Raw genomic sequence first — 18,101 nt, 5'->3', positions numbered from 1 at the left:
GCGGCGGACGGCGGCCGGCTGCGGGGCCGCCGGGCGGGCGCCGCGGCGCAGCCGGGCGCGGGCGGCGGCGCTCCCCGCGGTGCCTGTCCGCCGTGCTCCCCCGCCGCCGTTACCGGTATTCGACACCGACGGGGCCTCCGGCTCTGGTCGGGATCGGCGGCGCCGGCTGGGGCGGCTCACCGATGGTGACGAAACGTGCCGAAAAGTGACATACCCAGCAGAACCCAGGCTATCCCGGCTGCCGGGTCGTCTTGTCCGATTGACCTACCTGGCGCGGCGCCGGGCTCGCGCCGACAGGTGGGGGCTCAGGTGCCCAGGAGGCCGGCGACGTGCGGGAGGACGTCCCGGTCGTGGTCGAGCCAGTCGACCGAGTCCAGCTCGTCCGGGCCGAGCCAGCGCAGCTCGTCGTGCTCCAGGAGCGGACGGGGGTCGCCGTCGAGCAGCTCCGCGGCCCAGAAGTGCAGCTCCAGGCCCGGCCGGACGGCCCACGCGCCGGGCAGCCGCTCCAGCGCCCGGGCGTGCACGCCGAGCTCCTCCAGCAGCTCGCGCTCCAGCGCCTCGGACTCCGTCTCGCCGGGCTCGGCCTTGCCGCCCGGGAACTCCCAGCGCCCGGCCACCTCCGCGGGGGTGTTGCGGCGCGCGGCCAGCACCCGCCCCGCCCGGACGATCACGCCGCCGATCACGATCCGGACGGCGGCCTGCTCCTCGATGTTCACGGTTGCGGGATTCATGGCACGAGCCTAGGCGTCCCCGGCCGCTCGCTCGGCCTCGGTCCAGTAGAGCTGCTTGTGGCCGCGGGCCTCGAACTCGGCCGCGAGGCGCTCGGCCTCGTCCTTCGCCAGTCCCCGCGCGACGACGAAGCGGTTGCCGTTGTCGTCCTGCCGCATCACCCGAAAGGTGCTCATGGCGGGAGCGTATCCCCGGCCTGCGTGGGGGTCGGGCCGGGGATACCTGTCCCGAACCGTACGGGCGGCTCGCTACCGGCAGGTACGGGCCGGGTTAACTCCGGGTAAGACGGCGCGTCAGACCCGGAGGTCGGGCACCTGCTCACCGGTGGACAGGCCCAGCTCGCGGCGGGCGTCCACGCTGAGCGGGGTGGTCTTGGCCGTCAGCAGCTTCGCCCGCCGGATCTCGCCCTCCAGCGCGGTCGGATCGGTCGTCCGCGCTGCGGACTCCCAGGCGGTGGCGGCGTCCCGCTGGGCGGCGGCCAGCGCGGCGACCTTCGGCTTCGCGGCGTCCGGCCAGGACGTCGTCGTGCGGGACAGCTGCTCGGCCTCGGCGCGGGAGGCGGCCGCCATCCGCCCGGCCCAGGTCACGTACTCGGAGCCGGCCGTCGCGACCTCGCCCTTGGGCTGGTTCGCGTAGGCCGTGTTGAAGCCGCGGACGGCCTCCAGGTAGGCGAGCTGGGCGGAGGTCAGGCTGCCGCGGTCGGTGCGGACGGTGCCCACGTGCTCGGCGTCGCGGTCCTCGAAGGCGCAGGTGATGTACCGCTCCCCGTACTTCCAGTTGCCGGCGGTCGGGTAGAGGTAGATCTCGTCCATGCCGTCCGGGATCGCCCACTGGTCGAGGGCGTAGTTGTCGAGCACGGGGCGGCAGAGCTCCGCGGCGCGCTCGCGGATCGCCGACTCGCCCGGGTAGGTCCGGCTGTCGCCGGCCGGGGTCCTGGCGGTGCCGGCCACCTCGCCGTGGTGCGGGGCGGAGCAGGGCACCTTGCGAACCCAGTACACCGTCTCGTCGCCGCCCTCCGGGTCGACCCGGCTGCCCCCGTCCGGGGAGCTGTAGCAGTCCCCGGACTTGAGGGCGGACCAGCGGACCGAGCCGGCCGGGGCCTTGGGCGGCGCGCCGGAGTCGGCACGGTCGACCGGGCCCAGCACGGCGCCGAGGACGCCGAACACCGTGACCATGACGCCGAACACGCCGAACACCAGGCCCGTCACGGCCATGCCCATGCCGCGCTCGGCGCGCTTCCTGATCTGGACCATCGCGACGATCGACAGCACGAGGGCGACCGGCCACGCGCAGACGAGGCCGGTCACGAGGGCTCCGATGGCGAAGCCGTTGACCTGCTTGGGGGGCTGGGGATAGCCGTACGGGTAACCGGGCTGGAAGCCGGAGTACGCGGCGGGCGGCACCGACGCCCAGCCCCCGGCGGGCCCGGTGGCCCCGGCTGCCCCGACGGGCGGCGGCGGGGGCGGCGCCAGGGGCGGGGCCCCGGCGGGGGCGGCCCACGGGTCGGCGGGGGCCGGGGCGGCAGCAGGCGGGGCCGCTTCCTTCCCGAGGTCCACCCGGTCCACCCGGTCCGCCGGGTTCTCGGCGGGCGCGGGGTTCTCCGGCCCGGGGACGGGCGCGTCGGGATCGGGCTTGGACACGTGGACTCCCCCGGCCCGGCGGTGCGGGCGTCAGCTCGGCGTTCTGCGCCGCTCGGCGGCCTTCGGCACACCGCTCGGACCCGAACGGGCCCGACAACGAACGGTCGCGCGACTTTACCCGATCTTTTCGAACGCCTGCCCGCCCTTTGTTCCCCGCCCCTCAGCCGCGCGCCAGGACCTCGCCGTGGAGCATCGAGAACCAGCCGTCCCCGGCGCCGCTCCACTCCCGCCAGCCGGCCGCGATCCGCTCCAGCTCCGCCCGGTCGGCGAAGCCCGCGGCCACCGCCGTGCGGGCGAACGCCGAGTCGACCGTCCGGTCCGCCCACATGCCGCCCCACCACGCGCACCGCTCGGGCGTCGCGAACGTCCAGGTGGTGGCGGTGGCGGCGACCTCGGCGAAGCCGGCCGCCCGGGCCCAGGACAGCAGCCGCCGCCCGGCGTCCGGCTCGCCGCCGTTGGCGCGCGCGGTCCGCCGGTAGAGCGCCAGCCAGTCGTCCAGCGCGGGCGCCTCGGGGTACCAGGTCATCGAGGCGTAGTCGACGTCCCGGGCCGCGACCACGCCGCCCGGCGCCAGCACCCGGCGCATCTCGCGCAGCGCGCCCACCGGGTCGGCCACGTGCTGGAGCACCTGGTGGGCGTGCACCACGTCGAACTCGCCGTCACGGTAGGACAGTCGGTGGACGTCGGCGACCTCGAAGACGACGTTCGACAGCCCCCGCCCGGCGACGTACTCGGCCGCCTGCTCCAGCACCTCGGCGGAGGTGTCCACGGCCACCACCCGCCCGCTCGGACCGACCAGCTCGGCCAGGTCGGCGGTGATCGTGCCCGGCCCGCAGCCGACGTCCAACAGGGCCTGCCCGGGGCGCAGTTCGGGCAGCAGGTAGGCGGCGGAGTCGGCGGCGCCGCGCGAGCGGTGCGAGCGCAGCACGGCCTCCTGGTGGCCGTGCGTGTAAACGGTGGACGTTCCGCTCATCGGATCCCCCTCGATCGTGTTCGGCTTCCCCCGACGCTACTCCTGTTCTCGCATCGCGAGAAGATTCGTCTCACATGATGGCCACCCGGCGGCGCCCGCCCCGTCGCCCGCCGTACCGTGGAGGCCCCCCGACAGAACGGTCCCGCCCCATGCCCGGCCCGCGCCCCTTCGTCCTGCTGAGCGCCGCCGTGTCGCTCGACGGCCACCTCGACGACGCCTCCCCCGAGCGGCTGCTGCTCTCCAACGCCGCCGACTTCGACCGGGTCGACGAGGAGCGCGCCGCCGCCGACGCGATCCTGGTCGGCGGCAACACCCTGCGCGCCGACAACCCGCGCCTGTTGGTCAACGACGCCGACCGGAGGGCCGCCCGGGTCGCGGCCGGGCGGCCGGCGTACCCGCTGAAGGTGACGCTCAGCGCGAGCGGCGCACTTGACCCGGCGCTGCGGTTCTGGCACACCGGCGGCGGCAAGGTCGCGTACACGACGGACGCCGGCGCGGCGGCCCTGCGACCGGCGCTGGACGGGCTGGCCGACGTGGTCGCGCTCGGCGGCGCGGTGGACCTCGGCGCGGTGCTGGACGACCTGGGCGCCCGCGGCGTGCGCCGCCTGATGGTCGAGGGCGGCGGCAGCGTGCACACCCAGTTCCTCGCGCAGGGCCTGGCCGACGAGCTCCAACTGGCCGTGGCCCCGCTGCTGGTCGGCCAGGCGCAGGCGCCGCGGTTCGTCCACCCGGCCGCCTTCCCGGGCGGACCGGCGCGGCGGATGCGCCTGCTGGAGGCACGTACGGTGGGCGATGTCGTCCTGCTCAGGTACGCCCCGAAGGAGCCCGCCCCGTGACCACCGACCTCGACCACCTGCGCCGGGCCGTCGAACTCTCCCGTCTCTGCCCGCCGTCCGGGACCGCCTTCTCGGTCGGCGCGGTGGTCGTCGGCGCCGACGGCGAGGTGCTCGCCGAGGGGTACAGCCGCGAGACGGACGCCCACGACCACGCGGAGGAGGCCGCGCTCGGCAAGCTCCCGGCCGGCGACCCGCGGCTGCGCGGCGCGACGGTCTACAGCTCGCTGGAGCCGTGCGGGCAGCGGGCCTCGCGCCCGGTGCCGTGCGCCCGGCTGATCATCGCGGCGGGTGTGCCGCGGGTGGTGGTGGCCTGGCGCGAGCCGGACCTGTTCGTGACCGACTGCCAGGGCACGGCGCTGCTGGAGGCGGCCGGGGTCGAGGTGGTCGAGCTGGCGGAGCTGGCGGCGGAGGCCCGGGCGGTCAACGCCCACCTGCTCGGATGATCTTTTGTATCATCATTGAACAAAGGGCTCGTCTTCGCCGGGTCCACCGCCGCCCGCCGGCACCCGCCGGCCCGCACCGCGAGGAGCCCGACCCATGCCCGCCGCCCCCGTCCGGCTGACCGCCCGCGCCCTCCTGCTCGACATGGACGGCACCCTCGTCGACTCCGACGCCGTCGTCGAGCGCTGCTGGCGGCGCTGGGCGGCCGTGCACGGCCTCGACCCGGCCGCCGTCCTCGCCGTCGCGCACGGCCGCCAGGGCCACGCGACGATGGCCGAGCTGCTGCCCGGCCGCCCGGTCGGGGAGAACCTCGCCGACAACCGGCGGATGCTCGCCGCCGAGCGCGCCGACACCGACGGCGTCGTCCCCGTCCCCGGCGCACCCGCCTTCCTCGCCGCGCTGGCCGGCCTCCCGCACGCCCTGGTGACCTCCGCCGACGAGCCGCTCGCCCGGGTCCGGATGGCCGCCGCCGGACTACTGCTGCCGGGCGTCCTGGTCACCGCCGAGTCGGTCGGCGCGAGCAAGCCCGACCCGGAGGGCTTCCTCAAGGGCGCCGCCGCACTCGGCTTCCCCCCGGCCGACTGCCTCGCCTTCGAGGACTCGGGGGCCGGCATCGCCGCCGCCCGCGCGGCCGGCCTGCGCGTCGTCGGCATCAGCCCCCGCGCCGCCGCCCACCGCCCCGACGCCCACGCCGACACCCTCGAAGCCGTCACCGTCACCACCGAGCCCGACGGCACGGCGACCGTCACCATCCGCTGAACTCCCCCCACGAACGCCGAACCGCCCGGCCCCGTGCGAACACGGAACCGGGCGGTCCACCGCACCGGGCGGCGGTCAGACGTTGAAGCGGAATTGCCATCACACCACTGCAACCTGCGAGAACGCCCCTGCCGACGAACGAAGTCAGCACAGAACCAGCACGGTGGCGTGAACCCGCTGCTGACGATCAGTAGTGGTAGCGGGCTGCCAGGATGATGATCTCCCGGTCCGTGACCAGATAGACGAGACGGTGCTCGTCATCGATCCGCCGCGACCAGGCACCGGGCAAGTGGTACCTCAGCGGCTCGGGCTTGCCGATCCCGGTGAACGGGTCGCGCAGGACGTCCTCGATGAGCTTGTTGATCCGAGCGAGCATCTTGCGGTCGCTCTTGAGCCAGGACGTGCAGTCCTCCCAGCCGGCCTCTTCGAAGACGAGCCTCACGCGGCGCCCTTCTCGACACCCGCCGCATCAGGATCGATGAGCTCCCGCTCGGAAAGCCCTGTGCCGCCAAGGGCGTTCTCGTACGCCTTGAGCAAGCGGCGCGCGTTCACCGGCGAGCGCAAGAGGTAGGAGCCTTCACGCAAGGCGGCATAGTCCTCGGCCGAGACGAGCACGGCATTCCCGTGCTTGGAGACGATCTCAATGGCCTCGTGATCGTCGTTGACCTTCTTGATCAACGGGAAGAGAGCCTTGCGCGCCTCGCTGGCTGTGATCGACATCGACTGAACTCCTTCCATGACCGGTACCACATAACGTACCACTCAAGTGCATGCGACGGGCCGAAGAAGTCAGCACCGAGTCAGCACGGAAAACGGACCGGGGCCCGCCTCAAGGGAGGCGGGCCCCGTCCGACCTGCACATTTGACAGATCGATCTATCTCAAAGCAATCAAATGATCAGACGTTGAAGCGGAACTCCACGACGTCGCCGTCCTGCATGACGTACTCCTTGCCCTCGATGCGGGCCTTGCCCTTGCTGCGGGCCTCGGCGATGGAGCCGGTCTCGACCAGGTCGGCGAAGGAGATGACCTCGGCCTTGATGAAGCCCTTCTGGAAGTCGGTGTGGATCACACCGGCCGCCTCGGGGGCCGTGGCGCCCTTCTTGATGGTCCAGGCGCGGGTCTCCTTGGGGCCGGCCGTCAGGTAGGTCTGCAGGCCGAGGGTGTCGAAGCCGACGCGGGCGAGGGTGGCGAGGCCGGGCTCCTCCTGGCCCATCGACTGGAGGAGTTCGAGCGCCTCCTCGTCGTCGAGCTCGATCAGCTCGGACTCGATCTTGGCGTTCAGGAAGATCGCCTCGGCCGGGGCGACCAGCTCGCGCTGGGCGTTCTTGAAGTCCTCGTCGGCCAGCTCGTCCTCGTCCACGTTGAAGACGTAGAGGAAGGGCTTGGCGGTCAGCAGGTGGAGCTCGCGGATCGGGGCGGTGTCGAAGCCGGCCTCGAAGAGGGTCTTGCCGGTCTCCAGGATCGCCTGCGCGGCCTCGGCGGCGGCCAGCACGGGGGCGGTGTCCTTCTTGAGGCGCGCCTCCTTCTGGAGCCGCGGCAGGACCTTCTCGACGGTCTGGAGGTCGGCCAGGATCAGCTCGGTGTGGATGGTCTCGATGTCGTCCTTGGGCGACACCTTGCCGTCCACGTGCACCACGTCGGGATCGGTGAAGGCCCGCACGACCTGGCAGATCGCGTCCGACTCGCGGATGTTAGCGAGGAACTTGTTGCCCAGGCCCTCGCCCTCGGAGGCGCCGCGCACGATGCCGGCGATGTCGACGAAGTCGACGGTGGCCGGGAGGATCCGCTGCGAGCCGAAGATCTCGGCGAGCTTGGCCAGCCGCGTGTCCGGGACGCCGACGACGCCGACGTTCGGCTCGATGGTGGCGAACGGGTAGTTGGCCGCCAGCACGTCGTTCTTGGTCAGGGCGTTGAACAGGGTCGACTTGCCGACGTTCGGCAGGCCGACGATTCCGATCGTGAGCGACATGAAGCGCAGTCCCGGGGCTTGGAGGAGTTGGACCGGCACCGTGCGGGCCGACCCCCAAGTCTACGGGCAGCTCCTCACGCCCCGGTCGCCACCGGCAGGGGCTCCAGGAACTCCGGCCGGTTGCCCAGCCCGTCGCCGGAGTGGAAGCGGCGTCGGCCGGGCAGGCCGGCGGGCCTGAACGACGATCACATCAGTACTCCGTCCGGAGACACGGAGCGAGGCCTGAACGGTCCATTACACAGTGTGGCGATGATCGGACCGTACGTTGGGTGGGTGGAGCAGAGCATCCGTACCCAGCCGCCAGGGCCCAGACGCCGTCCGCCGAACGGCAAGGGCGCCGCCGTCCCCGGTCCCGGGCGCGGCCCCGAGGCCGCCGGGGCCCCCTCCTCCCGGCTGCGGCCGGTGGCCGGGGCCCCCGCGAGCGTCCGCCCGGCCACCCCGAAACTGCGGCTGCGGCTGCCGCTGCGCGGGCGCGGCGACGCCCGGCTCTACGGACGCCGCCGCACCGGGCGGCCCACCCGACTGACCGCCGTCGGCACCGGCGTGGTCGGCGTGCTGGCGACCCTCGCGGTGGCCGGGGCCGACCGGCTGCTGTTCGACGGCCTCGGCTGGCTGTTCGGCCTCGGCTACGTGGTCGTCTGCTTCCAGCTGGCCGTCCGGGTGCGCTACGTCGACCTGCTCGCCGCGCCGATCAGCGGCCCGATCGCCTTCGCGCTCGCGCTGTCGCTGCTCGCGCCGGTCAACTCCCCGGGCGTGACCGCCCAGGTGGTGGCGCTGGCGACCGGGCTCGCGCTGCGGGCCGGCTGGCTCTTCACCGGCACCGGGCTGGCCGCGCTGATCGTCCTCGCCCGGTTCGTCGCCCAGCGCCGGATCCAGCGCTCGCGCTGAGCGGCGCCCCCGCGGGCGGCCTCAGCCGGCCGCGCGGGCCGCGGCCATGGCGGCGCCGACGATGCCCGCGTCGTTGCGCAGCTCCGCGGGCACGACCCGGGCCCCGCGCTCGCGCAGCAGCGGCAGGAACTTCTGGTGCTTGCGGCTCACCCCGCCGCCGATCACGATCAGCTGCGGCGAGAACAGCATGTCCACCAGGTCCAGGTACTCGTCGACCCGCCCGGCCCACTGCTCCCAGCTCAGGTCGTGCCGCTCCTTCGCGGCCGAGGAGGCCCGGCGCTCGGCGTCCTTGCCGCGCAGCTCCAGGTGGCCCAGCTCGGTGTTGGGCACCAGCACGCCGTCCACGAAGAGCGCGCTGCCGATGCCGGTGCCGAAGGTGAGCACCAGGACCACGCCGGACTGCTCCCGGCCGGCGCCGTGCGCGGTCTCGGCGAGGCCGGCCGCGTCGGCGTCGTTGAGGACGGTCGCGGGCAGGTCCAGCGCCTCGCGGAACAGCGCCTCGGCGTCCAGGCCGATCCAGCCCTTGTCGACGTTGGCGGCCGTCCTGGTCCGGCCGTCGACCACCACGCCGGGGAAGGTCAGCCCGACCGGGCCCTCGTGGCCGAAGTGCCGGACCACCTCCCGGACGGCGGCGACCACGGCCTCGGGGGCGGACGGCTGCGGGGTGAGCACCTTGTGGCGTTCCTCGGCCAGGGCGCCGCGGCCCAGGTCGACCGGGGCGCCCTTGATGCCCGAACCGCCGATGTCCACTCCGAATACCGCCGTCATCACGACCGCCCTCCGCCGGATGCCGCGGACCGTCGTCCACAGCCTGTGCACAAAACTACGAGAGGCCGCGCGGCCGCGCACAGCAGAAAGGCCCGGTGCCCCGGGTGGGGCACCGGGCCTCGCGGCACGGCGTTACAGCTTGCCCGCGGCCTCGGCACGCAGGTCGCGGCGCAGCTCCTTGGGCAGCGAGAAGGTCAGGTGCTCCTCGGCGGTCTTGACGGTCTCGACCGTGTCGTAGCCGCGGGCGGCCAGGAACTCCAGCACGCCGTCGACGAGGATCTCCGGCACCGAGGCGCCGCTGGTGAGGCCGACGGTCGTGACGCCCTCCAGCCACTCCTCGCGGATCTCCTCGGCGAAGTCCACCAGGTGGGCGGCCTTGGCGCCGTACTCCAGGCCGACCTCGACCAGGCGGACCGAGTTGGAGGAGTTCTTGGAGCCGACGACGATCAGCAGGTCGGTCTCGGGGGCGAGCTGCTTGACGGCGACCTGGCGGTTCTGGGTCGCGTAGCAGATGTCGTCGCTGGGCGGGCTGACCAGGAGCGGGAAGCGCTTCTTCAGCTCGCCGACGGTCGCCATGGTCTCGTCCACCGAGAGGGTGGTCTGGGACAGCCAGACGACCTTGGACTCGTCCCGGACCTGCACGTTGGCCACGTCCTCGGCGCCGTCCACCAGGTGGATCCGCTCCGGGGCCTCGCCCATCGTGCCGATGACCTCCTCGTGGCCCTCGTGGCCCACCAGCAGGATGTCGTAGTCCTCGTCGGCGAAGCGGACGGCCTCCTTGTGCACCTTGGTGACCAGGGGGCAGGTGGCGTCGATGGTGGCCAGCTTGCCGGCCTTCGCCTCGTCGTGGACGGACGGGGCGACCCCGTGCGCGGAGAAGACCACGATCGAGCCCTCGGGCACCTGCTCCGTCTCCTCGACGAAGACCGCGCCCTTCTTCTCCAGGGTCTGCACCACGTACTTGTTGTGGACGATCTGCTTGCGGACGTAGACGGGGGCCCCGTACTGCTCCAGGGCCTTCTCCACGGCGATCACGGCGCGGTCGACTCCCGCGCAGTAGCCCCGGGGGGCGGCGAGCAGGACACGGCGCTGCGCGGTGTTGGACATGGGTCCATCGTACGGGCGGCGGGGAGCCGCGCCGACGGGAGGCGCAATCCGGACGGATCCGGTCGCCGGTGCTCAAATGTGGTGCTCATGAGTGAGCGAATCGCGCAGGACGCCCAGGGCGGCGCGGGCGGCCTGCGACGCAGCCTGGGCGTGCGCGACCTGATGGTCTACGGGCTGCTGTTCATCGCCCCGATGGCCCCGGTCGGCGTGTTCGGCGTGCTGGACGCCAAGAGCCGCGGCGCCGTCGCCACGGTGTACCTGGCGGCGACGGTCGCGATGGGCTTCACGGCGTTCTCGTACGCGCAGATGGTGCGCGCGGTGCCGCGGACCGGGTCGGTGTTCGCGTACGCACGGGCCGGGCTCGGCGAGGGGCCCGGGTTCGTCGCCGGGTGGATGGCGATGCTCGACTACCTGCTGATCCCCGCGGTCGCGTACCTCTTCTCGGGGATCGCGCTGCACTCGCTGGTGCCGGGCGTCTCGCGCTGGGTGTGGACGGCGCTCGCGGTCGTGGTGACCACGGCGCTCAACCTGGTCGGGGTCCGGACCGCGGCCTCGGTCGGCTTCGCGGTGCTCGCCATGGAGATCGCGGTGCTCGCGGTGTTCGTCGTCGCGGCCGTGGTGGTGCTGGTCCAGGACGGCGCCCGGCGCGCCTGGGACACGCCGTTCACCGCCGTCGGCCCCTTCTCGCTGACGGCGGTGATCTCGGCGGTGTCCGTCGCGGTGCTCTCCTACCTGGGCTTCGACGCGATCGCGACGTTCGTCGAGGAGGCGGTGGGGGCGTCGGCGGCGGTGGCGCGGGCGGTGCTGTGGTGCCTGGCGCTGGCCGGGGTGCTGTTCGTCGCGCAGACGTACCTGGCGGCGCTGCTGGAGCCGCTCACCCCGGCGCAGCTGGCGGCCGACCCGGTGGCGCAGGGTTCGGCGTTCTACGACACCGTGGAGGCCGGCGTCGGGCACTGGCTGCACGTGCTGGTGGCGGCGAGCAAGGCGATCGGCGCGGCCTTCGCGGCGCTGGCCGGGCAGGCGGCGGCCGGTCGGCTGGTCTTCGCGATGGGCCGCGAGGGGCGGCTGCCGCGGCTGCTCGGCTCGGTCGACCCGGTCTCGGCGGTGCCACGCCGGGCGCTGCTCGCGGCGGCGGTGATCACGCTGGCGGCGGCGGTCTGGGCGGCGAACCGGGACGACGGCCTCGACCGGCTCACCTCGGTGGTGAACGTGGGCGCGCTGACCGCCTTCGCGCTCCTGCACGCCTCCGTCGTCGGCTGGTACGCGGTGCGGCACGGCTCGCGCGACCGGCTGCGGCACGTGGTGGTGCCGGTGCTGGGGATCGCGGTGATCGGGGCGGTGGTGTACGAGGCCTCGACGACGGCGCAGATCGTCGGGGTGGCGTGGCTGGCGGTCGGGCTGGTGGTGCTGGCCGTGCAGGGTTCGGTCGGCACGGGCGGCACGGGCGGCGCGGGCGGAGACGCTGTCGGCGGGCGCCGTTAGGGCTCGTCGTCGAACTCCCGTCGTCCGCCCGGAGGGCGGGCGTGGCGGCGTTGGGGTGCGTGCATCGCAAGGCGGAGGAGGGAGTCCATGCGGAGCATCGGCGACCGACGACAACGCGGCGAGGCGCGTGCCCCAGCGCCGCCACGCAGACGGGAGTTTGACGACGGGCCCTAACCTCGTACGCATGGCCAACAGCAGCTCTCCCGAAGCCCCGCTCCCGGTCGGCAAGGTCTCCGCGCTGATCGGCGGCTGGATCGACCGGCTCGGCGCGGTGTGGGTGGAGGGGCAGATCACCCAGCTCAGCCGGCGGCCCGGGGCGGGCGTGGTGTTCCTGACCCTGCGCGACCCGCAGGCCGACGTGTCGCTCACGGTGACGTGCTTCCGGTCGGTCTTCGACCAGGTCGCCGACGTCGTGCAGGAGGGCGCGCGGGTCGTCGTGCACGCCAAGCCGGAGTGGTACGCGGCGCGCGGGCAGCTGTCGCTGCGGGCCTCGGAGATCCGGCCGGTCGGGCTCGGCGAGCTGCTGGCCCGGCTGGAGCAGCTGAAGCGGCGGCTCGCCGGGGAGGGGCTGTTCGCGGCCGAGCGGAAGCGGCCGCTGCCGTTCCTGCCGCAGTGCGTCGGACTGGTCACCGGGCGCGGCTCGGCGGCCGAGCGGGACGTCCTGGAGAACGCCCGGCGGCGCTGGCCGGCCGTCCGCTTCGAGGTGCGGAACGTGCCGGTGCAGGGCGTCAGTGCGGTGGAGCGGGTGAGCGCGGCCGTCCGGGAGCTGGACGAGCACCCCGAGGTGGACGTGATCATCGTGGCCCGGGGCGGCGGCAGCGTCGAGGACCTGCTGCCGTTCTCGGACGAGGGGCTGGTGCGGCTGGTCGCGGCGGCGCGGACGCCGGTGGTCAGCGCGATCGGGCACGAGCCGGACCAGCCGCTGCTGGACTTCGTCGCCGACCTGCGCGCGTCCACTCCGACCGACGCCGCCAAACGGGTGGTGCCGGACGTCGGCGAGGAACTCGCCAAGGTGCTCCACCTGCGGGACCGGGCCCGGCGGTACGTCCACGGGCGGGTCGAGCGCGAGCAGCACGGGCTGGACGGCGTGCGCAGCCGCCCGGTGCTGGCCGCGCCGCACCGGATGCTGGACGGGCGGGGCCAGGAGGTGGACGGGCTGCTGGAGCGGGCCCGGCGCACCCTGCGGCACCGGCTGGACCACGCGCAGAGCGACCTCGGGCACACGCTGGCCCGGGTGGTCGCGCTCTCCCCCGCGGCCACCCTGGAGCGCGGCTACGCGGTGCTCCAGCGGGCGGACGGCACGGTGGTGACGGATCCGGGCCAGGTCGCCTCCGGGGAGGCGCTGCACGCCCGGGTGGCGGGCGGCGGGTTCGGCGTGACGGTGGCCGAGGAGGGGGCTTCCGCGGGCTAGAACGAGCGCTGGCGGGAGAGCGCCGTCGAGTGCTCGCCGAAGCCGAGGCTGCGGTAGAGCGCCTCGCCGCCACTGCTCGCGTGCAGGTCGATCCGGCCGACCCGGTGGTCGTCGAACCACTGCAGCAGCGCCTCGGTGCAGGCCCGGGCGTAGCCGCGCAGCCGGTGGCCGGGGTCGGTGCAGATGTTGAAGACGAAGCCGAAGCGGCCCTCCGGGTTGCCGGGCGCGGGCAGCCGCTCCTCCAGCGTGCCGACGGCGCAGGCGGCGAGCCGGCCGGGCCGCGCGGGGTCGTCGACGACGAAGGACGGCATGGTGAGCGCGCCGGCCGGGACGGCGAGGCGCTCGCGCAGCACCCGCTCGGCGGTGGCCTGCCAGGGGCCGGGGCCGGCCTGGGCGGCCATGCCCGGCATCGCTTCGAACATCAGGTTGCGCAGCCGGACCAGCTCGGGCGCGTCGGCCGGGGCGGCGGGGCGGACGTCGATCATGCGGCGGAGGGTAGTGCCGGGGAGCGGCCGTGCGCACCCGAATTCCACCCGGCGCGGCCGTTGTGCCGGCTCTGTCGGCGTGAGCCCCTAGTCTGGCTCGCATGGCAGAGCAGCAGGAGCAGGAGCGCCCCGGCGAGGTGCCGCAGGGCGCGGACGACGCCCTCGGCTACGAGCACGCGCGGGACGCGCTGCTGGAGGTCGTCCGGCAGCTGGAGAACGGCGGCACGTCGCTGGAGGAGTCGCTGGCGCTCTGGGAGCGCGGCGAGCAGCTGGCGAAGGTCTGCCAGCGCTGGCTGGACGGTGCCCGTGCCCGGCTGGACGCCGCGCTGGCCGCCGAGGAGGGCACCGGGGCCGGGGAGTGACCGGCCCCGGGGGGCGCCGGTGTCACTTTCGAAGTGATGTGCGCCACATACCACTTGGGAATAGTTGAAACTTCACCTATGTTGGAAGCAGTGACCGACCGCGGTCGGCCACACCGACGACCCCCCTCCCGCATGAGGTGCAGAAGCATGACCACCGACGCCCTGGTACTCGACGCCGCCGCTCAGGACCTGCTGTTCCGCGAGGCGCGCACGGCGAACACCTTCACCGACGAGCCGGTCTCCGAGGAGCAGGTCCAGGCCATCTACGACCTGGTCAAGTACGGCCCGACCGCCTTCAACCAGCAGCCGCTGCGCGTCGTCCTGGTCCGCTCGGCCGAGGGCCGCGAGCGCCTGGTCCAGCACCTGGCGGACGGCAACAAGGCCAAGACCGCCGCCGCCCCGCTGGTCGCCATCCTGGCCGTGGACAACGAGTTCCACGAGGAGCTGCCGACCCAGTTCCCGCACTTCCCGCAGGCCAAGGACGTGTTCTTCTCGGAGCGCCCGGCCCGCGAGGGCTCCGCCCGCCTGAACGGCGCCCTGCAGGCCGGCTACTTCATCATCGGCGTCCGCGCCGCGGGCCTGGCCGCCGGCCCGATGACCGGCTTCGACGCCGAGGGCATCAACAAGGAGTTCTTCGGTGACGGCGAGCACTCGGTGCTGGCCGTGGTGAACATCGGCAAGCCGGGCGAGGACGCCTGGTTCCCGCGTTCGCCGCGCCTGGCCTACGACGAGGTCGTCACCACCGTCTGACGCGCCCGGCCATGCGGAAGGGCCCGCACCGGATCATCCGGTGCGGGCCCTTCGGCGTACGGCCCCTGCGGCGTACGGCCTCTGCGGCGCGCGGCCCGAACGGCCTACGGCCTACTTGAGCGCCTGCGCCAGCTCGGCGAGCTCGTCGTACGAGGCGGTGCCGGTCAGGAGCGTCGTGCCGCCGCCGTCCTGCGAGGTCAGCGCGCGGGCCTTGGCGCCCTGCACGCGGTCCCACGTGCGGCCGGCCACCTCCGCGGTGCCGTCCGGCTTGGCGCCGTCGACCTTGTCCGACACCAGCGACTCGCGCGGGACGTCGCTCTGCTCGACCGCCGCGTACTGCCCGGACGGCGTGACGAAGCCCAGGTGCCAGGCGTTGCCCTTGCCGTTGCTCTGCGCGGCCGACTGGTAGCTGACCGACGTGGCGCGCCACTTGTCGGACAGCCCCTCCGGGGCGACCAGCTTGTACGGCGCGGCGCGCTTCGCGGTGGCCGCCTCGACCCGGTACTCGACCTTGTGCTGGGGCACGCTGTCCGCGTCGTGCGGGAGGAACAGGTACCCGATCCACACCACGCCGCCGACCGCCAGCATCGACAGGACCATGTCCCGCACGGTCTGCCGGCCCCTCATGCCCTTGCTCTCTCCTGCCACCCCCACATGGTGACTCATCCACACACCGGACAGGTCACCCGGGGTGCCCGCGTACGGGTGAAGCGGGACGAACCGGTGGTTACCGGGAGGGAGCCGGGCCGAGCGTGGCGACCCGCGCCACAGACAGTCATCTCTAAGGCAGATACGATCGCAGGACCCTCACCACGGCGTTCGACCAGGCAGTAGTCGGGCGCTCACTGGCCGTCGCGTACAGAGAGGTAACGACGATGACCACGCAGTACCCGCACCACCTTCCCAGTGCCCTTGAGGTCGCGCCCGAGGCTCCCGACCGGAACCTCGCGCTCGAACTCGTCCGGGTCACCGAGGCGGCGGCGATGGCAGCCGGCCGGTGGGTCGGCCGCGGCGACAAGAACGGCGCCGACGGCGCGGCCGTCAAGGCCATGCGCACCCTCGTCTCGACCGTCTCGATGAACGGCGTGGTCGTCATCGGCGAGGGCGAGAAGGACGAGGCCCCGATGCTCTACAACGGCGAGCGGGTCGGCGACGGCACCGGCGCCGAGTGCGACGTCGCGGTCGACCCGGTCGACGGCACGACGCTCACCGCCAAGGGCATGAACAACGCCGTCGCGGTGCTCGCGGTCGCCGACCGCGGCACGATGTTCGACCCCAGCGCCGTGTTCTACATGGACAAGCTGGTCGCCGGGCCGGAGGCCGCCGACTTCGTCGACATCACCGCCCCGCCGGCCGTCAACATCCGCCGGGTCGCCAAGGCCAAGGGCAGCGCCGTCGAGGACGTCACGGTCGTCGTCCTCGACCGCCCGCGCCACGACGGTCTGGTCCGCCAGATTCGCGAGGCGGGCGCCCGGATCAAGTTCATCTCGGACGGCGACGTGGCCGGCGCCATCATGGCCGCCCGCGAGGGCACCGGCGTCGACCTGCTGATGGGCGTCGGCGGCACCCCCGAGGGCATCATCGCGGCCTGCGCGATGAAGTGCATGGGCGGCGTGATCCAGGGCCGCCTGTGGCCCAAGGACGACGCCGAGCGGCAGAAGGCCCTCGACGCCGGGCACGACCTCGACCGGGTCCTCACCACCGACGACCTGGTCAGCGGCGAGAACGTGTTCTTCGTCGCGACCGGCATCACCGACGGCGAGCTGCTGCGCGGCGTCCACTACCGCTCGGAGACCGCCACCACCAGCTCGCTGGTCATGCGTTCCAAGAGCGGCACCATCCGCGAGATCCACTCCACCCACAAGCTGTCCAAGCTGCGGGCCTACAGCGCGATCGACTTCGACCGCGCCAACTGAGGCTCCAAGGCCTGGAGTTCACAGCCCGACACGACGCGGCCCCGGCGGAATCCCCCTCCGCCGGGGCCGCGGCGCGTTCCGGCGCGCGATCCGGCGCCGTCAGCCCGCTATCCGCCGGTGGGCCGTCGACACCCGGGCCGCCTCGCGCAGCTCCGACTCCCGGCGGCGGCGACGGGCCAGCACCACGCGCCGCTCGGCGGCCGTCAGCCCGCCCCAGACGCCGTACGGCTCCGGCTGCGCCAGCGCGTGCTCACGGCACTCCAGCAGCACCGGGCAGCGGGCGCAGACCCGCTTCGCCTGGTCCTCGCGCGACAGCCGGGCCGCCGTCGGCTCCTTGGACGGCGCGAAGAACAGCCCCACCTCGTCCCGACGGCACGCGGCGCCGGTGTGCCAGGGGTTGTCCTCTCCCTGGGGCCCCTGACCGGCCGGTGAGCCCTGCGGCTGCGGGCGGCTGTCGGGGCGGGGCTCCAACAGCTGCGCGGCGGCGACGGGCGAGGTGGTGCGGGACTCGATCGGATGCAGCACGGCCGTACTCCTGACGAGACTCTCGGACACGGGGAAGCTCGCTCCCCTGCCCGGCTGCGAGCCCCCGCTCTCCACCTCCGGGCCGGCCGCTGGCCGCCCCCGGTGCGCAGCCGTACAAGAAGCGATGTGCGAGAGGGAATACCCCGCCGGGCCGCGATTCATGCACACTGCACGCAATCGACTACTCGCTGCACCCGCCGCAACGCCGAGTGCCCGGCCGGGAGTTGCTCCCGCGGCCGGGCACCGGTCGGATCACGCGCAGGTCGGCGGCCGGACAGGCGCCGGCCAACGCCCGCTACTCGACGCCGAATTGCTTGCGCACCCACTCCTTGAGCTTCTTGCCCCGGCGCGGCTTGGCGTCGCAGCCGCCGAAGATCGCCGTGCCCCGGATCCGGACCACCGGGGCGTAAGGGTCCGCCGCCGTCTGCTCCTTGACGTCGAAGCCGCCGAAGATGCCGACGCCGCCGCCGTGCAGGCTGACGTTCTCCGGCACCCGGACCTCGACGCCGCCGAACAGCGCCAGCACGTCGATGACGACCTCCGGCGACTCGAAGACGGCGTCGCTCAGGTCGATGTCCACGCCGCCGAAGACCGCGACCACCTTCAGGTGCGAGCCGACCCGCCAGCGGCCCTTGCGGGACGCCCCGCCGAAGATCGCCACCATCTGGGGCGCCTCCTGACGGGCCGGCGGCTGCGCCGGGACGGACGGGCGGGCGGCGGGGGCGTCCAGCGGCGGCTTCTCGAAGGAGAGCGGACGGTGGCTGGGCAGGTCGCGGGTGAGCGGCGCCAGCTCGCCCAGGGTCTTCGCCGCGTACGCGGCCTCGATGCGCTCGGCGTGCTCGTCGACGTCCAGCCGGCCCTCGGCGTAGGCGTCGCGCAGCAGGTCGGCCACCCGCTCGCGGTCGGCGTCCGAGGCCCGCAGCTCGGCCTCGGCCACCGGGGCGTGCGCGGGCGCCGGCGCCGGCCGGTCCGGCCGCTCGGGCCGGGGCCGCGGTTCGGGATGGTTCTCGGGCTTGGTCATCGGCACGGGCGCCGGCACGGGCGGCCGACCCTGATCG

General features: G+C 73.8%; 20 protein-coding genes and 1 pseudogene. 8 read left to right on the top strand and 13 right to left on the bottom strand.

Annotated elements, in window-relative coordinates; all coding sequences use genetic code 11:
- Positions 1–305: 305 nt before the first annotated feature.
- From ACFXDE_RS26565 to ACFXDE_RS26550, 4 genes are all read right to left on the bottom strand, one after another.
- Complete coding sequence (locus tag ACFXDE_RS26565) at positions 306–731, bottom strand: NUDIX domain-containing protein (protein WP_380441653.1); 426 nt, start codon at positions 729–731, stop codon at positions 306–308.
- A 9-nt stretch (positions 732–740) separates the two neighbouring features.
- Positions 741–905 (bottom strand): SPOR domain-containing protein, encoded by a 165-nt coding sequence (locus ACFXDE_RS26560; RefSeq protein WP_380441651.1) that lies wholly within the window; start codon positions 903–905, stop codon positions 741–743.
- Positions 906–1,022: 117 nt separating this feature from the next.
- The gene (locus ACFXDE_RS26555) at positions 1,023–2,369 is read right to left on the bottom strand and encodes a DUF4190 domain-containing protein (protein WP_380497234.1); all 1,347 of its coding nucleotides are present in this window, start codon (positions 2,367–2,369) and stop codon (positions 1,023–1,025) included.
- Positions 2,370–2,529: 160 nt separating this feature from the next.
- Positions 2,530–3,342, bottom strand: a complete 813-nt coding sequence (locus ACFXDE_RS26550; protein ID WP_380497233.1) for a methyltransferase domain-containing protein — start codon at positions 3,340–3,342, stop codon at positions 2,530–2,532.
- A gap of 149 nt (positions 3,343–3,491) precedes the next feature.
- Here ACFXDE_RS26550 and ACFXDE_RS26545 point away from each other — a divergent pair.
- Both ACFXDE_RS26545 and ACFXDE_RS26540 read left to right on the top strand, forming a co-directional pair.
- Positions 3,492–4,621, top strand: a pseudogene (locus ACFXDE_RS26545) (dihydrofolate reductase family protein).
- Between the two features lie 94 nt (positions 4,622–4,715).
- A complete protein-coding gene (locus tag ACFXDE_RS26540; protein ID WP_380497232.1) occupies positions 4,716–5,378 on the top strand; it encodes an HAD-IA family hydrolase in 663 nt (220 codons plus the stop codon).
- Between the two features lie 187 nt (positions 5,379–5,565).
- Here ACFXDE_RS26540 and ACFXDE_RS26535 read toward each other — a convergent pair whose 3' ends face one another.
- The 3 genes from ACFXDE_RS26535 to ychF all read right to left on the bottom strand — a co-directional run bounded on the left by ACFXDE_RS26535 (position 5,566) and on the right by ychF (position 7,349).
- A complete protein-coding gene (locus ACFXDE_RS26535) occupies positions 5,566–5,820 on the bottom strand; it encodes a Txe/YoeB family addiction module toxin (protein WP_380497231.1) in 255 nt (84 codons plus the stop codon).
- On the bottom strand, positions 5,817–6,098 hold the full coding sequence (locus ACFXDE_RS26530; RefSeq protein WP_380441641.1) for a type II toxin-antitoxin system Phd/YefM family antitoxin: 282 nt from the start codon (positions 6,096–6,098) through the stop codon (positions 5,817–5,819). The genes ACFXDE_RS26535 and ACFXDE_RS26530 overlap by 4 nt, the downstream gene beginning before the upstream one ends.
- Positions 6,099–6,275: 177 nt before the next feature.
- Positions 6,276–7,349 (bottom strand): redox-regulated ATPase YchF, encoded by a 1,074-nt coding sequence (gene ychF, locus ACFXDE_RS26525; RefSeq protein WP_380497230.1) that lies wholly within the window; start codon positions 7,347–7,349, stop codon positions 6,276–6,278.
- 273 nt (positions 7,350–7,622) lie between these two features.
- Here ychF and ACFXDE_RS26520 point away from each other — a divergent pair, with 273 nt between their 5' ends.
- A complete protein-coding gene (locus tag ACFXDE_RS26520; RefSeq protein WP_380441637.1) occupies positions 7,623–8,237 on the top strand; it encodes a DUF6542 domain-containing protein in 615 nt (204 codons plus the stop codon).
- A gap of 21 nt (positions 8,238–8,258) precedes the next feature.
- Here ACFXDE_RS26520 and ppgK read toward each other — a convergent pair whose 3' ends face one another.
- Both ppgK and ACFXDE_RS26510 read right to left on the bottom strand, forming a co-directional pair.
- On the bottom strand, positions 8,259–9,005 hold the full coding sequence (gene ppgK, locus ACFXDE_RS26515) for a polyphosphate--glucose phosphotransferase (RefSeq protein ID WP_380497229.1): 747 nt from the start codon (positions 9,003–9,005) through the stop codon (positions 8,259–8,261).
- 132 nt (positions 9,006–9,137) lie between these two features.
- Complete coding sequence (locus tag ACFXDE_RS26510) at positions 9,138–10,112, bottom strand: 4-hydroxy-3-methylbut-2-enyl diphosphate reductase (RefSeq protein ID WP_380441633.1); 975 nt, start codon at positions 10,110–10,112, stop codon at positions 9,138–9,140.
- An 87-nt stretch (positions 10,113–10,199) separates the two neighbouring features.
- Here ACFXDE_RS26510 and ACFXDE_RS26505 point away from each other — a divergent pair, with 87 nt between their 5' ends.
- Together ACFXDE_RS26505 and xseA are read left to right on the top strand one after the other, a co-directional pair.
- The gene (locus ACFXDE_RS26505; protein WP_380497228.1) at positions 10,200–11,594 is read left to right on the top strand and encodes an APC family permease; all 1,395 of its coding nucleotides are present in this window, start codon (positions 10,200–10,202) and stop codon (positions 11,592–11,594) included.
- A 184-nt stretch (positions 11,595–11,778) separates the two neighbouring features.
- Positions 11,779–13,005: an exodeoxyribonuclease VII large subunit gene (gene xseA / locus ACFXDE_RS26500; protein ID WP_380441628.1), complete on the top strand. Its 1,227-nt coding sequence runs from the start codon at positions 11,779–11,781 to the stop codon at positions 13,003–13,005.
- Here the strand turns inward: xseA and ACFXDE_RS26495 are convergent.
- Entirely contained in the window at positions 13,002–13,490 is a 489-nt protein-coding gene (locus tag ACFXDE_RS26495) for a GNAT family N-acetyltransferase (protein WP_380441626.1), read from the bottom strand. The two genes, xseA and ACFXDE_RS26495, sit on opposite strands and share 4 nt — an antisense overlap.
- A 101-nt stretch (positions 13,491–13,591) precedes the next feature.
- On the opposite strand from ACFXDE_RS26495, the gene ACFXDE_RS26490 reads away from it, so the two are divergent.
- Positions 13,592–13,852 (top strand): exodeoxyribonuclease VII small subunit, encoded by a 261-nt coding sequence (locus tag ACFXDE_RS26490; protein ID WP_380497226.1) that lies wholly within the window; start codon positions 13,592–13,594, stop codon positions 13,850–13,852.
- A gap of 147 nt (positions 13,853–13,999) precedes the next feature.
- The gene (locus ACFXDE_RS26485; protein WP_380441623.1) at positions 14,000–14,602 is read left to right on the top strand and encodes a malonic semialdehyde reductase; all 603 of its coding nucleotides are present in this window, start codon (positions 14,000–14,002) and stop codon (positions 14,600–14,602) included.
- Between the two features lie 111 nt (positions 14,603–14,713).
- Here ACFXDE_RS26485 and ACFXDE_RS26480 read toward each other — a convergent pair whose 3' ends face one another.
- Positions 14,714–15,229 carry a DUF4245 domain-containing protein gene (locus tag ACFXDE_RS26480; protein ID WP_380441621.1) on the bottom strand — a complete coding sequence of 172 codons (516 nt, stop codon included), beginning with the start codon at positions 15,227–15,229 and terminating at the stop codon, positions 14,714–14,716.
- A 248-nt stretch (positions 15,230–15,477) separates the two neighbouring features.
- On the opposite strand from ACFXDE_RS26480, the gene glpX reads away from it, so the two are divergent.
- Positions 15,478–16,518 (top strand): class II fructose-bisphosphatase, encoded by a 1,041-nt coding sequence (gene glpX / locus ACFXDE_RS26475; protein WP_359963404.1) that lies wholly within the window; start codon positions 15,478–15,480, stop codon positions 16,516–16,518.
- Between the two features lie 99 nt (positions 16,519–16,617).
- On the opposite strand, the gene ACFXDE_RS26470 is transcribed toward glpX, so the two are convergent.
- On the bottom strand, positions 16,618–16,992 hold the full coding sequence (locus ACFXDE_RS26470; RefSeq protein WP_380441661.1) for a WhiB family transcriptional regulator: 375 nt from the start codon (positions 16,990–16,992) through the stop codon (positions 16,618–16,620).
- Positions 16,993–17,338: 346 nt separating this feature from the next.
- Positions 17,339–18,064 (bottom strand): DUF1707 domain-containing protein, encoded by a 726-nt coding sequence (locus tag ACFXDE_RS26465; RefSeq protein WP_380497237.1) that lies wholly within the window; start codon positions 18,062–18,064, stop codon positions 17,339–17,341.
- Positions 18,065–18,101: the final 37 nt, after the last annotated feature.

The sequence above is a fragment of the Kitasatospora sp. NPDC059408 genome, assembly GCF_042751525.1.
Classification (GTDB): Bacteria; Actinomycetota; Actinomycetes; order Streptomycetales; family Streptomycetaceae; genus Kitasatospora.
This window is presented reverse-complemented; position numbering and strand designations above follow the sequence as displayed.